This is a genomic window from Curtobacterium sp. MCBD17_008, assembly GCF_003234475.1.
Lineage (GTDB): Bacteria > Actinomycetota > Actinomycetes > Actinomycetales > Microbacteriaceae > Curtobacterium.
This window is the reverse complement of record NZ_QKTK01000007.1, coordinates 17,030-31,915: the sequence shown is the minus strand read 5'-3', so window position 1 is coordinate 31,915 and position 14,886 is coordinate 17,030. Positions and strand designations below refer to the sequence as shown.

General features: G+C 69.4%; 16 protein-coding genes and 1 tRNA gene. 10 read left to right on the top strand and 7 right to left on the bottom strand.

Going from position 1 to position 14,886, the window contains the following annotated elements; all coding sequences use genetic code 11:
* Positions 1 to 2 precede the first annotated feature (2 nt).
* Positions 3 to 2,747: a pyruvate dehydrogenase (acetyl-transferring), homodimeric type gene (gene aceE, locus DEI95_RS08305; protein ID WP_111059967.1), complete on the bottom strand. Its 2,745-nt coding sequence runs from the start codon at positions 2,745 to 2,747 to the stop codon at positions 3 to 5.
* Positions 2,748 to 2,990: 243 nt separating this feature from the next.
* Between aceE and DEI95_RS08300 the strand changes: the two genes are divergently transcribed.
* Together DEI95_RS08300 and DEI95_RS08295 are read left to right on the top strand one after the other, a co-directional pair.
* Positions 2,991 to 3,479: a peroxiredoxin gene (locus DEI95_RS08300; RefSeq protein ID WP_110825343.1), complete on the top strand. Its 489-nt coding sequence runs from the start codon at positions 2,991 to 2,993 to the stop codon at positions 3,477 to 3,479.
* A gap of 110 nt (positions 3,480 to 3,589) precedes the next feature.
* Positions 3,590 to 4,519: an alpha/beta fold hydrolase gene (locus DEI95_RS08295; RefSeq protein WP_181436248.1), complete on the top strand. Its 930-nt coding sequence runs from the start codon at positions 3,590 to 3,592 to the stop codon at positions 4,517 to 4,519.
* Here DEI95_RS08295 and DEI95_RS08290 read toward each other — a convergent pair.
* Together DEI95_RS08290 and DEI95_RS08285 are read right to left on the bottom strand one after the other, a co-directional pair.
* Positions 4,512 to 5,399, bottom strand: coding sequence for a L,D-transpeptidase (locus DEI95_RS08290; protein ID WP_111059965.1), 888 nt, complete (start codon positions 5,397 to 5,399; stop codon positions 4,512 to 4,514). The genes DEI95_RS08295 and DEI95_RS08290 overlap by 8 nt on opposite strands.
* 148 nt (positions 5,400 to 5,547) lie before the next feature.
* Positions 5,548 to 6,117, bottom strand: a complete 570-nt coding sequence (locus tag DEI95_RS08285) for a hypothetical protein (RefSeq protein WP_111059964.1) — start codon at positions 6,115 to 6,117, stop codon at positions 5,548 to 5,550.
* A gap of 79 nt (positions 6,118 to 6,196) precedes the next feature.
* On the opposite strand from DEI95_RS08285, the gene DEI95_RS08280 reads away from it, so the two are divergent.
* Together DEI95_RS08280 and DEI95_RS08275 are read left to right on the top strand one after the other, a co-directional pair.
* Positions 6,197 to 6,269 (top strand) — tRNA-Val (locus DEI95_RS08280).
* 314 nt (positions 6,270 to 6,583) lie between these two features.
* The gene (locus tag DEI95_RS08275; protein ID WP_111059963.1) at positions 6,584 to 7,633 is read left to right on the top strand and encodes a hypothetical protein; all 1,050 of its coding nucleotides are present in this window, start codon (positions 6,584 to 6,586) and stop codon (positions 7,631 to 7,633) included.
* 49 nt (positions 7,634 to 7,682) lie between these two features.
* On the opposite strand, the gene DEI95_RS17095 is transcribed toward DEI95_RS08275, so the two are convergent.
* Genes DEI95_RS17095 through DEI95_RS08260 form a run of 3 tightly spaced genes read right to left on the bottom strand, consistent with a single transcriptional unit; the run spans position 7,683 to position 8,835 of the window.
* Positions 7,683 to 7,901, bottom strand: coding sequence for a tyrosine-type recombinase/integrase (locus DEI95_RS17095; protein ID WP_111059962.1), 219 nt, complete (start codon positions 7,899 to 7,901; stop codon positions 7,683 to 7,685).
* Entirely contained in the window at positions 7,849 to 8,268 is a 420-nt protein-coding gene (locus DEI95_RS08265) for a hypothetical protein (protein ID WP_146243635.1), read from the bottom strand. The genes DEI95_RS17095 and DEI95_RS08265 overlap by 53 nt, the downstream gene beginning before the upstream one ends.
* Positions 8,269 to 8,301: 33 nt before the next feature.
* Complete coding sequence (locus DEI95_RS08260) at positions 8,302 to 8,835, bottom strand: hypothetical protein (RefSeq protein ID WP_146243634.1); 534 nt, start codon at positions 8,833 to 8,835, stop codon at positions 8,302 to 8,304.
* A gap of 1,342 nt (positions 8,836 to 10,177) precedes the next feature.
* On the opposite strand from DEI95_RS08260, the gene DEI95_RS08255 reads away from it, so the two are divergent.
* From DEI95_RS08255 to DEI95_RS08230, 5 genes are all read left to right on the top strand, one after another.
* Positions 10,178 to 10,423: a hypothetical protein gene (locus tag DEI95_RS08255; protein ID WP_111059959.1), complete on the top strand. Its 246-nt coding sequence runs from the start codon at positions 10,178 to 10,180 to the stop codon at positions 10,421 to 10,423.
* Complete coding sequence (locus DEI95_RS08250; RefSeq protein ID WP_111059958.1) at positions 10,420 to 10,755, top strand: hypothetical protein; 336 nt, start codon at positions 10,420 to 10,422, stop codon at positions 10,753 to 10,755. The genes DEI95_RS08255 and DEI95_RS08250 overlap by 4 nt, the downstream gene beginning before the upstream one ends.
* A 551-nt stretch (positions 10,756 to 11,306) precedes the next feature.
* Positions 11,307 to 12,137: a hypothetical protein gene (locus tag DEI95_RS08240; protein ID WP_111059956.1), complete on the top strand. Its 831-nt coding sequence runs from the start codon at positions 11,307 to 11,309 to the stop codon at positions 12,135 to 12,137.
* 55 nt (positions 12,138 to 12,192) lie between these two features.
* Positions 12,193 to 12,495: a hypothetical protein gene (locus DEI95_RS08235; protein WP_146243633.1), complete on the top strand. Its 303-nt coding sequence runs from the start codon at positions 12,193 to 12,195 to the stop codon at positions 12,493 to 12,495.
* Positions 12,492 to 13,034: a hypothetical protein gene (locus tag DEI95_RS08230; protein ID WP_111059954.1), complete on the top strand. Its 543-nt coding sequence runs from the start codon at positions 12,492 to 12,494 to the stop codon at positions 13,032 to 13,034. Before DEI95_RS08235 ends, DEI95_RS08230 begins: the two co-directional genes overlap by 4 nt.
* A gap of 158 nt (positions 13,035 to 13,192) precedes the next feature.
* Here DEI95_RS08230 and DEI95_RS08225 read toward each other — a convergent pair whose 3' ends face one another.
* On the bottom strand, positions 13,193 to 14,443 hold the full coding sequence (locus DEI95_RS08225) for a hypothetical protein (RefSeq protein ID WP_146243632.1): 1,251 nt from the start codon (positions 14,441 to 14,443) through the stop codon (positions 13,193 to 13,195).
* A 94-nt stretch (positions 14,444 to 14,537) separates the two neighbouring features.
* On the opposite strand from DEI95_RS08225, the gene DEI95_RS08220 reads away from it, so the two are divergent.
* Positions 14,538 to 14,753, top strand: a complete 216-nt coding sequence (locus tag DEI95_RS08220) for a hypothetical protein (protein WP_111059952.1) — start codon at positions 14,538 to 14,540, stop codon at positions 14,751 to 14,753.
* The last annotated feature ends 133 nt before the right edge of the window (positions 14,754 to 14,886 follow it).

Genomic DNA, 14,886 nt, shown 5'->3' with positions numbered 1-14,886 from the left:
GATCAGCTCTCGCCGCCCGCGCTGCCGGTCGTGCCGGCCGTCACGTCGTGCAGGCGGTACTTGTCGATCGCCTGCTGCAGGACCGACGCGTCGAGCTTGCCCTGGCGGACCAGCTGCTGCAGCGTCCGCACGACGACCGACGGGCCGTCGATGTGGAAGAAGCGGCGCGCTGCCGGACGGGTGTCCGAGAAGCCGAAGCCGTCGGCGCCGAGCGTGGCGTAGTCGGACGGGACGAACGGACGGATCTGCTCCTGCACGGCGTGCATGAAGTCGCTCACCGCGACGACCGGGCCCTCGGTCACGCGCAGGCGCTCGGTGACGTACGGGGTGCGGGGCTGTTCGTTCGGGTTGAGGAACGCGTGCTGCTCGGCGTCCACACCGTCGCGGTACAACTCGCCCCAGCTCGTGACACTCCAGACGTCGGCGGACACGCCCCAGTCCTCGGCCAGGAGCTGCTGTGCCTCGAGGATCCACGGCACGGCGACACCGGACGCGAGCAGCTGGGCCTTCGGGCCGTCGTGCTCGCTCGGCTTGAGCAGGTACATGCCCTTGACGATGCCCTCGACGTCGACGCCCTCCGGCTCGGCCGGCTGCACGAGCGGCTCGTTGTAGACCGTCAGGTAGTACATGACGTTCGGGTCGTCGTGCGACGGCGTCCCGTCCTCGTTCGTCCCGTACATCCGCTCGAGGCCCGTACGGACGATGTGCCCGATCTCGTAGCCGTAGGCGGGGTCGTACGAGACGACGGCCGGGTTCGTCGCGGCCAGCAGCGGCGAGTGTCCGTCCGCGTGCTGCAGGCCCTCACCGGTCAACGTGGTGCGACCGGCGGTTGCGCCGATCATGAACCCGCGGGTCATCTGGTCGCCGGCGGCCCAGATGGCGTCGCCGGTGCGCTGGAACCCGAACTGCGAGTAGAAGACGTAGACCGGGATGAGCGGCTCGCCCTGCGTCGAGTACGAGGTGCCGACGGCGGTGAACGCCGCGAGGGCGCCCGCCTCGTTGATGCCGACGTGGATGATCTGGCCCTGCGGGCTCTCCTTGTACGCCAGGAGGAGCTCGCGGTCGACGGACGTGTAGTGCTGCCCGTTCGGGTTGTAGATCTTCGCCGTCGGGAAGTACGCGTCCATGCCGAACGTGCGGGCCTCGTCCGGGATGATCGGGACGACGCGGTTGCCGAAGTCGGGCGAGCGGAGCAGGTCCTTCAGCAGACGGGCGAACGCCATCGTCGTGGCGACCTCCTGCTTGCCGGAGCCCTTCTTGACGATCTGGTACTTCGACTCGTCGGGCAGGTTGACCTGCGTGTACTTCGACCGACGTTCCGGCACGTAGCCACCGAGCTCACGGCGGCGCTCGTGCATGTACTGGATCGCCTCGTCGTCGTTGCCCGGGTGGTAGTACGGCGGCGTGTAGGGGTTCTCCTCGAGTTGCGCGTCCGAGATCGGGATGCGCATCTCGTCGCGGAACTGCTTGAGGTTGTCGAGCGTGAGCTTCTTCATCTGGTGGGTCGCGTTGCGGCCCTCGAAGCTCGGGCCGAGGCCGTAGCCCTTGACCGTCTTCGCGAGGATGACGGTCGGCTGGCCCTTGTGCTCGGTCGCCGCCTTGAACGCCGCGTAGACCTTGCGGTAGTCGTGGCCGCCGCGCTTGAGGTTCCAGATCTGGTCGTCGGTGTAGTCCTTGACGAGCTCGAGCGCCTTCGGGTCGCGCCCGAAGAAGTTCTCGCGGACGTAGGCACCGTTCTCGGCCTTGTACGTCTGGTAGTCGCCGTCCGGCGTCGCGTTCATCAGGTTGAGGAGCGCACCCTCGGTGTCGCGGGCGAGCAGGTCGTCCCACTCGCGGCCCCAGACGACCTTGATGACGTTCCAGCCCGCGCCGCGGAAGAACGCCTCGAGCTCCTGGATGATCTTGCCGTTGCCGCGCACCGGGCCGTCGAGGCGCTGGAGGTTGCAGTTGATGACGAAGTTCAGGTTGTCGAGGCCGTCGTTCGCCGCGACCTGGAGTTGGCCGCGGGACTCGACCTCGTCCATCTCGCCGTCGCCGAGGAAGGCCCAGACCTGCTGCTCGGAGGCGTCCTTGATGCCGCGGTTCGACAGGTACTTGGCCTGCTGCGCCTGGTAGATCGCGTTGATCGGGCCGATGCCCATCGACACGGTCGGGAACTGCCAGAAGTGCGGCATCAGGCGCGGGTGCGGGTACGAGGAGAGCCCACCGCCGGCGTGCGACTTCTCCTGGCGGAAGCCGTCGAGCTGGTCCTCGCTCAGGCGGCCTTCCATGTAGGCACGCGCATACATGCCGGGGGAGGCGTGGCCCTGGAAGAAGACCTGGTCCCCGCCGGACGGGTGGTCCTGCGCGCGGAAGAAGTGGTTGTAGCCGACCTCGTACATGGCGGCGCTCGACGCGTACGTCGAGATGTGGCCGCCGACGGCGATGCCGGGACGCTGCGCGCGGTGCACCGTGATGGCCGCGTTCCAGCGGATCCAGCGGCGGTAGCGGCGCTCGAGTTCCTCGTCGCCGGGGAACGTCGGCTCGTCCTCGGGGGCGATCGTGTTGACGTAGTCCGTCGTCGGGACCATCGGCACGCCGAGGTGCAGCTCGTTCGAGCGCTTCAGCAGGCTCTGCATGATCTCGCGGGCCCGCTGGTGCCCGTGCGTCGCGACGAGACCGTCGAGGGACTCACGCCACTCGGCGGTCTCCTCCGGGTCCTGGTCCTGCCCTGCGGTGCTGCGCGGGTCCTGGTCGTTCACCGTCACCGTTGACCTCGTTCGTTCTCGTGGTGGTGGACATGTCGAGCCGTCGGTGGTCGGATCACGACCGGGGACGGGCCGCGTCCACTCTAGGCCCACGCACCGACGGCGATGCTGATGACGACGCGGTCCGGACGGCACTTGCGTTCGCGGGCCGTCGGCGTAGCATGGCCGACCGTGCGTCCGCGACCGGTGGATGCGTGGAACCGACGGGCACACCCAACGCCCGGGGAGAGAAGCACCACCACGATGGCACTGGAGATCGGCTCACTCGCGCCGGACTTCGAGCTCCCGAACCAGTTCGGTGAGCACGTCCGACTCAGCGACCACCGCGGCCACCGCCCGGTCGCCCTCGTCTTCTTCCCGCTCGCGTTCTCGTCCACCTGCACCGACGAGCTCTGCACGCTGCAGGACAACATCGCGATGTTCCAGGACCAGCGCATCGAACTGATCGGCATCTCGGTCGACTCGAAGGCGACGCTCCGGTCCTTCGCCCAGGCGAACGGCTACGACTTCGAGCTGCTCGCCGACTTCTGGCCGCACGGTGCCGTGTCCAAGGAGTACGGCGTCTTCCTCGAGAAGAAGGGCTTCGCCACCCGCGCGACCTTCGTGATCGACGTGCAGGGCCGCATCAAGGCGTCGATCATCACCGAGCCGGGCGTCGCCCGCGACGTGACCGAGTACCGGGCCGCCCTGGACCGCCTCGCCGCGTGCTCCGCGCCGGTCCCGGTCAGCTGACCCGGGCCTCCCGGCCGCTGCGCCCCCGCTGACGGACGCCCACCTGCCCTCCCCGGCACGGTCTGCTCCGAACCCCTGACGGTGCCCGAGCGCACCGGACTGGAGGCACGGTGACCGCCACCGACACCGGCTCGGCCCCGCAGGTCGGCGGGGTCCCGGACGGCCGCTACGCGCCGTACCCCGTGGTCGACGACCCGGCCCGCTGGGGGCTGACCACGACGACGATCGCGACGGACGCCGGGCCGGCCGTCGTCCACCACCGCCGCGGTGTGCGGCCGCTGCTGTTCCTGCACGGTGTCGCCGGGTCGTGGTCGACGTGGACGCCGCTCCTGGCGGCAGCGGACGGGCTGCCGGGCCGCGGCCTCGTGTTCGTCGACCTGCCCGGGTGGGGGGCGTCGCCCCCGCCGGAGGTCCCGCTCGACGTGGACGACTCCGCCCGGGTGCTCGTCGCGGTGCTCGACGCGCTCGGCCTCGACCACGTCGACGTGGTCGGGCACTCGATGGGGGCCTTCGTCGGCCTGCACCTCGCCGTCGACCGACCCGCTCGGGTGCGGTCCCTCGGGCTCGTCTCGGGGACGACGTTCGCGACCGCGGCGGCATCGCGACACCCCGTGCGGGCGCTGCGGTCCCTGCCGGCGTTCACCCTGTTGCGCGCCGGGCTCGCCGTGACCCGCGGGTCCGCGCACACCGTCCTGCGGGCGTTCGCCCGGGTCGGGCTGCTCCCGCTCCTCGCGGCACCCGTGTTCGCGGCCGTGCGCCGACTCGACCGCAGCGTCCTCGACGCCTTCGTCGAGGAGTTCCGGCCGGCCGGGTTCCTCGGCGCAGCCCGCTCCGCGGCACACTACGACACCCGTCGCTGGTCCGCCGTGCGGTGTCCGGTGGTGGCGGTCGCCGGGCGGCAGGACGTGTTCGCCCGGACCGACGACCTCGACCGGTTGCGGCGGGCGCTGCCGGACGTGCGGACCGTGCTGCTCGAGGACTGCGGGCACTTCGCGCACGTGGAGCGGCCGGACGCAGTCGTCCGGGAGCTGCTCAGCTGAACTCGATCGGCGTCCCGATCGGCAGCCCGGCCAGGGCCTCGGTCATCGGCGCCGAGATGCGGACGCACCCGTGCGACGACCCGTTCGGGTCCGGGTAGTAGTGCAGGGCGGTGAGGGCGGCGTTCCCGCCGTAGCCGGCGAGCGTCGCGGAGTGCGCGCCGGTCAGCGAGATCGGGTGCCCCTGCGTGTACGTCACCTGCGGGTCGACGTAGTTCGCCTCCATGTACGTCTTCGTGTCCGTCGGCGTCGGGTCCTGCGGGGTGCCGAGGCGCGCGGCCTCGCTCGTCTGCACCGAGCCGTCGCGACGGACGATCGCGATGGTCGACGCCTGGTTGTCCACACGTACGACGCGGTCGATGCCGGTCAGGGTGAAGTCCGCGGCGCGGGCCCACGCGAACGTCGCACTCGGGGCGGTGGCGACCCCGCCGTCGCCCGGTGTCCGGTTCCGCGAGGGCGTCGAGACGAGCACCATGCCGCCGTCCTGTCCGGGCGCGCGGTCCCAGACGGCGGTGACCGTCGGGGTGTCCAGCGTGGACACCGAGGACGACAGCGTGGCGACGGGAGCGGCGTCCGCGTCGGGGGAGGCGTAGAGGGGGACGAGCGGGGTCTTCGGGGTCGCGGTCGTCCAGTGGTTCTCCGCGTCCACCTGAGAGCCGTCGAGGAGCCCGCCGATCACGGCGTCGTGGAACGCGAGCGGCAGGGCGGCGAGGGCGGCGTCCGACGGGCGCGCGGGCACGGCCGGCAGCGGCGTCCGTGACGGTGTCGGGGTGGGCGTGGCGGACGGTGCGGCCGCGACGGGCGTGGGGCGGGCCTCCTGGCCGGTGCCGGAGAGCGCCCAGGCGGTCGTCGCGGCTGCGACGACGACCGCGAGTGCCCCCACGCCGACGATCCACCGTCGACGTGTCCCGCTCGCTGGTGCGTCCGGTCCCGGTGTGCTGGACGGATCCGTCATGGTGCTCCCACCCCCTCCTCCCCAGCTTCCCAGACCGCGGCTGGGTCCGACAGCGGCGTGCGCGGGCGCCGCGCGCTCAGCGGTACTGCCGCGGCCAGTCGAACGGTGCCGGACGGTGCGGGACCTCGCCGATCGTCGTGACGGCCAGGGCGATCTCGCGCCGGTTCGTCAACGCGATCGAGCGGGGGTTGCCGAGGAAGCGTTCCCCGTCCACCCACACGGTGAGCTCGCCTCGGAGTCCGCCGACGTGAGCCGGACCGAGGGAGACGCCCCACTCGTCGAAGAACTGCCCGAGGGTGAAGGTCTCGCGGGTCGGCGACTCCACGTGCAGGATGCCCGACCTGTCGTGCGTGTGGAGCTGCGCGGCGAAGTGCTCGGACGCCGAGTGGCCGACGTTCCCGGGCACGACGACCGGGGTGTCGCCGTCCGTGATCGACAGATGGCTGTGAACGTGTTCGGCCAGCCGTTCGCCCCAGACGTCCTTCAGCCCGGCCTCGTCGGCGCGGTGCTCCAGGTCCGTCGGGCGCGGCCACGGGGGCGCCGTCGTGCTCGTGTCGGAGCCGGGCACCGAGCAGCCGGCGAGCAGGGTGCCGAGCAGGGTCACGAGCACGGTGGCGGTGACGACGGCGGGGGAGCGGCGGTGCATGAGCGCGAGCGTAGTCAGCGGCGCGGCACGGTTCTCGGCGCACCCGTAGGATGTGGGGTGCGCCGGCAGCGGCGCGCGAGGGCCTTTAGCTCAGCTGGTAGAGCGCCACGTTTACACCGTGGATGTCGTCGGTTCGATCCCGGCAGGGCCCACACGAAGAAGCCCCGGTGAGACGGTGTTTCGATGGCAAGGGGAAGTGGCTGCTCGAAGCGGAATCAGCGCATCTGCCGGTGAGCTGCCGGTGGCGAATCTGAGAGCTAGGGGATCGCGGTGAAGGCGGCGCGCTCGACGGTGTCCGGAACCGTCCTGACTGCCGTGCACATCGCTCGGCCCGCGGCAGGTACGGGCGCGTTGCCCGAGGGCGCAATCGTTCTCTCCATCGACGGCATGTCGAGCGCCTCCACGTAGCGAAGATGTACCAAGCCGATGCGGCAAACGCGCGCGGGCAGGTGAGCGAGGAGGACCCATGGTACTTGACAAGGAGATTGTGTCGGCCGGCATGATCGGCGCACTGAGGCTCGAGGAACTCCTCACGGGCGACCTGCAGCCAATCATCTGGCGGCATGATCGCGACGATCCGGACGCAGCGGACCTTCGGGACTACGTCGTCGGCGTCTCCGGGAGCATCCGGACGAACCTGATTGCGGCAGCGGCTCACCTCGAGTCGTACACACAGCTCCGCTACAAGCAGGACAACGCCATCAAGATCGGCCTATCCCGCGACGGTCGAATCCCTGCGGGAGAGGCCTTTTCCGACCAGGGACAACGCATGATGGCTGCCGAGCAAGGCTTCTTCACCGCGCTCGGCGCCGCTCTCGACTGCTCGGCGGCGGTGTGCGTCGCGGTCAGCGGGCTGCGGTATCCGGTACTCAAGGCGGACATGCCTTTCTTGTTGCCTACCTCGGACGAGCTCGACTTCCCAGCCGAAGGACGCCGGCGCGCGCTCAAGGACGCCATGCGTGGAGCGTCCCCAAGCCTCAAGGAGCTTCAGCACCAGGTGCTCGGCGGGATTCACGGCGCTCACCTGGCGTCAGGTCCGCCCGGCTGGCTGCGGTGGATGCTCGACGTCAGGAACACGGCGGTCCATCGTGAGCGGCCGATGAACTTTCACTACGTCGATGTCGACCGCAAGGCGGGAACCCGGGTATACCGCTACATGCGGCGTCACCCCAGGCTGAGCAATCTGCAGGCCATTCGTCTCGCAGGCTCGGACATCGACGACCTGCTGTTGGAGGAGGACGCAGCCGACACGCTCGCATCGTGCGGCCGATCGACGAGTGCGCTTATCCACGGCGTCGCCGCGGTAGTCGACAAGGCCTGGAACGAGCGCCGGATCACGCTGGACGTCCGCGTCGCCGCGGCTGACCAGTGGGGCGCCTCGGAGACATCCTCATTCCCCGGTTTCGCACCCGGGTCGGCTCCGCGCTTCGCGCAGGGGACGGAGTTGCACTTGAACCCCGCGGATAGCGCCCGCCTGCAGGCCGGGAGGGTGCTAGACCACGACCGTCTTCGCTGACGGCCTCCCACCTGCCGGCCACACCGCGGTCGAGGGCCGGGACGGACCTTCAATGGCCTCCGGTTCGCGCTCGACGCGCGTCACGTGCCTTCGCGACTGCAGCGAGGTCGCTGTCGGATGACATCCAGTGCGAGTACCGGTTGACGGTCCGTTGAGTCGTCGAATGCCCGAGCCAGACCGAGATCGTCTTCACGTCGATGCCGTCGCGCAGCCAGCTAGTGGCCGCGGTGTGCCGGAGGTCGTGGAGACGGTGCCACCCACTCCCCATCGCGGAGCGTCGTCGACAGCGTCTGCGCGACGACCCGCACGTCACCTCCAGCCTGCGTCGCCGTTCCCGGGACGCTGCGCACGTCGTAGTCGGCGCGGACAATCGACCGGGTGACGGACAGGTCCGGCACGTCCACTTCCTCCGACCGGGCCTCAACAGCCTGCGCGAACTGGAACGCCGCAGCCGGCGCCCGCTTCTCGTCCGGCACCAGCACCAGGTGCCGGAGCTGGCCGTCCTGCCGGATGGTCAGAAACGTCGTCCCGGACGGCACGTTCGACATCGCGCTCCGGGAACGCTGCAGGACGGTCTGCACCATCGACTGGTCGAGGTTGCCGGTGCGGGTGAGGGTAAACGCGCGGATGCTCATGCACATCACCCTGTGACGAGTAGCCCCGACAGATCAGGGCCTCGGCGGCAGGCTCCGTGCGAGCTCGTCGAACGACTCGCCCGACCACGTCGCGATCTGATCCGCGACCAGCAACGAGCCGGACGTTGCAGACATCAGCCAGGCGAGGGGATCGCCTCGCGGATCGCGGCGCAGGTACTCGTCGACGGCGTCCATCGTGACCTCCATCAGCAGCGCTTCCTCGGACGTCGGCGTCCGCGCGTCGAGTAGCTCCGCGGCTCTGTCGACCGTGACACCGAGCAGCCGGGCCGCCAGCTCCGGCGTTAGGTGGTAGCCGTCGAACTCCCACCAGAGATGGTCGCCCACCGCAGCGAAGGCCTCGCGTTCGAAGTCCACGCGCGTCGGACAGTCGAACGGCAACGCATAGAGGTTGTCCACCGCGAGAAACGGGTCATCCTCGAGCATCTCCTCAAGGCGACGTCGGATCTCGTCGGCAGCGCGGAACCCCTCCTCCTGGATGAGCCCGTCAAGCGGCTCTTCACCACGCCACAACTCCGTCAACCACTCGTCCAAGCCCCACGGGTTCACGCTCACCCACCCTCGCGCCGCAACGCTGAGGGTGATGAGGCGCTCAACTGCACGCGACGGCAGACCCGCACCCGCGCTCGCCAACCCAGTAAAAGGACCTTCGAACGAGCGCGCCAGATCCGCAAACGTCCAACGGGGTGCGTCCGCCACGCGGAGCGTCACATTGCGTTCAACTCGCCCTCGAAGCAGCGGCCAGTCCGGCGCCGACCAGTCCGCCGACGGCAGGTAACTCCTCGGATTCGGTGGTGGCGCCACTGCGATGTCCCTCCCACGTCGGGCGAGCAGCGAGCCCGCTCCTCCATGACGCTAGTGGCCCCCACAACCACCAGGCGCATAGGGGTGGCGATCATCGGAGGAAAACATGCCAACGAATCAGCCCAACCGGACGCGATCAATCCGCCTGAAGATCGCATGAACATGCCGATCCCAGCCCCCGCGCCCCGCCTAGCGCTTCCCACCCCCACCAGGGTTCCTCATTCTTCGGAGTGGGAGCGGCAAGCCAGGTGCTCAGTCGCCGCCCTGGACCAGGCATCAGCGCTGCGCGCGCTCCGGCCGCTGCGCGTCCGCCAGGTGCTCAGTCGCCGCCCTGGACCAGGCACCGGCCCCGCTCCTGCACCTGCGGTGAGTTCGGGGCGGGGCAGGCGCGTGCGCTCACGACGCTCCGGCGTGTTGCGTGATGAGCGTTACGCGGTGCCCAGTGACGGCTGCTCCCATGACCCTATGACGCGAGCCGTCCCGGGTCTGGTACACCCTGTGAGTGGGGACGCCGCGCGCAGCGCCCCACCTCGAGACCGGGCCTGAACTGCGAACCTCGCCGCCCCGGTTTCCCGCTCTGCAGGTCGAACCGACGACGAGGACTCACCCGGCCGGCAGCTCACTCGTGAATCCGGCCCAGCATGCAGCTCGACATGTGCCGGTCCGACCATGCCGGCCGCTGTCGGATCCACCACGCCGAACCAACCCGACGAAGCGAGCAGACCCGCAGCTGTGAACCGTCGCGAAGCGCTGCGCGCAGCGCGACCTGACGAGATGGCTGACACCCACAAGGCGTGTTGCGGAACGAGATGGCTGAGGACAGCGAACCGTGCCGCAACGAACCATGACGTGCCACACCGAAACGAACCGTCGCACACCGTCCCGGAACGAACATGACGTGGGCGCGGAGCGCCCAGTGGGCGAGCGCTAGCGAGCCCTTCTCTGTGTAGGGGTCGGGTGGTGGCCCAGGGCGCTATCGCGGCGGGGCGCTGGCGCGCCCATGGGTGTGCGCGCGAGCGCGAGTGCGGTGCATAGGAAGAGGCAGGTGGCATCGCGATCGCGGTGCGACGAGCAGGAGGAGCATCGCATGAAGTTCGAGCAGTCCAGGGCCGAGACCGCGGCCGTCGACGCGACGGATCGGTGCCGCGTGGACGCGGACAGGAGCCGGCGAGATGACCCGCAGTTCAAGGACCTGACGCCGGGGGCATCCCGACCATCGACTTCACCACCGCAGGCCAGAACAACGTCGGGCGAGGACATGGCGATCGACTTCGTCTCCGTCCGGGATTTGCACGACGTACTCACCGAGCTCGACCAGGAGGCCGGCCGGTGAACGAGCAGCAGTACCGCTTCATCGCGGACCGAGACGAGGGCGACGACCCGAAGCCGCAGGACATCCAGGACGCCGATCGCTACGTCCTCAGCGGGCCGTTCATGGGCGACTCGCAGATCCTGCGCATCGAGCGCCCCGTCCTGACCGCCGCGGTCGATGAACTGCTCGCCGCCGGTGAGTTCCAAGATCCGCAGCCGATGCAGGAGTGCGGGGTGTGCGGGCGTAACTACTCGGCGTCTGACACGCGCGACACTTGCCCGGTCTGCTGGCCCGGGTTCGGCGAGTACGCCCAACAGTCGACTCCGAGCGCCGAACTGGACGTCGAGCCGTGACTGCGCCGCTGTGGAAGTTCCCAAACGTACCCGTGGCGATGACGTCGCGTGAGTGCCTGTACGAGGCCAAGCGCTGGAGCCAGGGCCGAACGATCACCCGGTACCGCGGGCAGCGCTGGGACTGCCTGGCCGAGCTGGCACGGCCCGCCGGGCCGGGGCTGTACGTGCCGCTTGCACGCGGCACGGAGGATTGCCCCAACGACCCCGAGCCTGGGAAGGAATACTGCTACGGCTGCGTGATGGAGTGCCGTGCGCTGCCACCGACCGGTCCGCGATTCGCGGTGTGACGCCGCCGAGCTTGACGGAGAGCAGCTGATGCCGATCCTGAACTGCAAGACCGGTCAGCACTGGTGCCAGCGGAGCCGGCTATCCCAGCGGGGTGACCGCCGCCCGAATGTAGCGCCTGATAGGAGGCGCGGTGCATGGCGTCGATGCATGACGTGAGCGAGCTTGAGCGGTGCCGTCGAGCCGTGTAAGCATCAGCTCGATCCGGTCGCGTTGTCGGGATGTACGCCGGGCGGTGTTGGAGGTGACGGGAAGGGGGCTGTGAGGTGACCGATGTGGTGCTCGACGACGACGGTGTGGCCAGGAGCATCGAGGAGGTGCGGGAGCTGCGGGTGGTGCCACCGTTGTGGTGCGCCGGGCAGGACCCGAACGGGCAGCCGTGCCGACAACGGATGCGCGTGAAGGCGCTGCACAGCACGCTCAAGAGTCCGCACTTCGCTGGCGGCCACATCGGCGGCTGCGACCACGGGTCGCATCGCTCCGAGGACCGCCCCGGTGATGTCGGGCATCTGCACCCGGTCGCGACGGGGACAGCAGGGTGGCGGGTCGTCGTAGGCGAGGACGCGCCGACGACGGGGCCGGACGGGCGGCGACGACCCGACGACCAGGTTGCAGGGACGACCACGCGGCGCTACGTCCCCGGTCCGACGACCGCGGGGAACGCGGGCACGGGTCGGCGTCACCTCGAGTCGGTGCTGCAGGCGGCGATCGCCGGGGCCCTCCCTCCGACGATGACGCTGCCGGGCGGGCAGCCGCTGCCAGCGTCGGAGACTGTCGTGTCGGCGTCGGACGGCCGGGACAGCCGGTTCGCGGCTCGCGACTTCATCGTGTGGGGCGCGGTCACGGTGACGCGTCGGGTGGGCAGCGAGGGCGCGACGATGTTGCTACTCGGCGACAGGGCGCAACGGTTCGGGGTCCTGATCCCGGCGGATCTTCGGCCTCGATTCGCGCTGGCGCGCGACGATGAGTTCGTCGGCCGGCACGCCGCGGTGCTCGGGAGCCGCCGCGGCGCAGCGGACAGACCGTACATCGCGCCACGTGACGCCGGCCACGTGACGTTCCTGCCCAGCGTGCAGGTCCGCCCGCCGAAGCCCTGACCGGATGCGCCGGTGCCGGTCGCAGCGGTAGGGGAGCCAGACACATACTGGGGTGGTGACGACTGTGCGCGGGATCCTCCGTTCGACCGAGACCGCCGAGAGCGAAGGCGAGGGGCCGGACCTGTCGTCCGCTGGAACGGCCGCGATCGCCGGGATCGACCTTGAACAGTTCGAGCTGCTGCAGGCGAACACCGTCGGCAGCAAAGCCACCGGCGAGTCGACGGAGAAGGCGGTCGCGCGCTCCCGAGCGCAGCAGCCTCACGAGGCGACGGGGAAGAACTACGACGACGCGATACGCGCTTACCTGGAGCCGATTCCAAATGGGTGGCGCTCCCTATACGTCACCGTAGAAGGATGACTGGTCCGGACCCCTCCGCCGGCAGCGCACCACTGGCCGCGCTGCTGGCCCGACGCCGGCACCTGCAAGCCGAGGCGGAGGCGATCACAGCCGAGATCCGACGACGCGGGCTGGCGCGGACGGCGAACCTCGTCGGTGAGCTCGGCGAACGGCTCACCCTCGAGGTGCTCGGCGGAACCCTCCAACCGCCAGGGGCGAAGAGCATCGACCTCATCGACGGCGCCGGCCGACGCGTGCAGGTGAAGACCCGCGAGCTACCGGCCGGGCAGCTGCGGCACTTCCAGTTCGGTGACACCGAGCTCGACTTCGACGTCGCAGTGTGCGTCCGCTTCGACCGCGCCACCTTCCACGTCGACTGGGCGACGGCGTTCGACCGCGCGGAATTGCAGCAGCTGGTGACGCCGCATGCGTCCGGTCCGAGGCTGCCCGGTGCCAGAGCGAGAGACCACGGGCAGGATCTCACCGACGAGTTCCGGGCAGCATGGGCGCGGCTGCAAGGCGGCGACGTGCCGGGTCGGCGTCGGGAGGTGCGTCGCTAGGGTGTTGGTGGGAAGTGCTTGGCCGGGATGCCCAGAGGTGCACCGCGGGTGGCGCCGTCACTGCCTTGATCGCCCTCGTCGACACGGTCGTGGTGTTTGTCCTCTCTGACGTGTGGGGCAGCCGCCGAGACACCGCCCGCGAGGCGGTGGACGGGCGCTTAGCGGCGGGGCGCCGTTGCCTGCTTTGCCGCTGCGTCGTAGTTGCAGATCGCGCTCGTCAGATGAGCGATCGCGACCATCGTATTCAGCTTGGAGAACTGCCGTCGTTTCGTGGTGTGGTGCACGCTGGCGTGACGGTTGAACTCTCGTGGCGCGGTGTCGCCGACGGTCGCCATCACGACGCGGAGTTGACCGACGAAGAAGAACCACCGGAAGAGTTTTGGAGGTGCCTGGTTCTCGTCCCGGATTGCGCCCCAGTGCGCCTTGTCGAACTCCTTGACCAGTGCTTCAAGGTTCGCGGCCGCCCAAGTCTGCGCAAGCCGGTGGTGTCCGTCTCGATAGCCGGCGATCGCCATGCGGGCGGTCTCGACGTATGGGAGCACGGAGGTAGCGGTGATCTCGTCGAGCAGAGCGTCGCAGTCGTTCACGATCCGATCGCGGTGTCGGCCCAGCAGCGTGCGTCGTTCTTGGGGCGTACTCGTCTCGCCGAGGGCGTCGATGATGCTGCTGTCCAGCACGTACGCTAAGGGGATGCCCTCCCGCATCCACATCTGGAACGCGCCCTGGTCGTAGACGACGGGACGAAGGTTCCGCGGCAGCGTGAGCTTGCGGATCGTCTCTCTTGTCGGTAACAGATCGGCGATGCCCTGCAGCGTCCGGTCGAGTTGCTCCCCGATAGCGAAGACCGAGGACCATCCAGTCGCATCCAGCATTCGTTCGACGGCGCGCGCGGACTCGGTGAACCGTGACGAGAGCAGACGGTCGAAGCGGTCGGCATCCCACTGAAGCTGGTCCTGCATCCTGAGGAAGCCCGACAGCGCCGTCCGCGTGTCGTTGCCGACTCGGTCCGCGAATCGTTGTGTGATACGACTTCCGTCGAGGGCGGAGTTCACCTGCCGCTGAAGCTCGTCCTGCATCTTGAGGAGACCCGGCAGCGCCGTCCATGCATGGTTCAAGGCCTGATCCTCGATGCGTTGCGCGATACGGCTTCCTTCGAGGGCGAGGTTCATCTGCCGCTCGAAAGCAAGGGCAGTGTCGACGACGCCCTGGCTCGGGGCGAGATCGAAGTCACGGCGGGGCCGCGACGTGGAACCGAGGTCGTAGACGGGCTCGTCTCCTGCAGACGCATCGTCCGTGCTGCCCGACACGTCATCGGAACTGGTGGCCTCCGGTTCCCGGCTTACGAGCGGCGACGAGTCGGGCGCAATTTTCTCATCCGCGGCGGAAGCGTTCTCTTCGGGTCCGGTCACGAACCACACCGTAGCGGCCGACGCCGACGACCCCGCACCCACGGCCGGAGACCGTTGCTGGTGGACGATTACCGTGCGGTGCATAGGTACCGGTATGGACCACGAGACTCCCGTGGTGACCGAGCCGAGCGCCGGACACCACCATCACGACGCCGGCGCGCTGGCCAGCGGTGACCCGTTTACGCTGATGCCGCCGATCTGGCCGCTCCTGTTCGGCGAGCCCCACGCCGCCCCATCCGTCGTGCACCTCACCACAAATGCGCCGCCGCTCGCGTTCCCGGCGGCGTCGCTGTCGCGACGCCAGTCGTAGCCGAAGTCGGCGCCTGCAACCACTGGGCTGCCCTGCCCTGCGTGCGCCCGTCGTCGTTCGTCGCCGGCGATGAACTCTTCACGAGTGCTCAGCGACGATCAGGGCAATGCCTGCCTACACAGGCGCCTGTCGG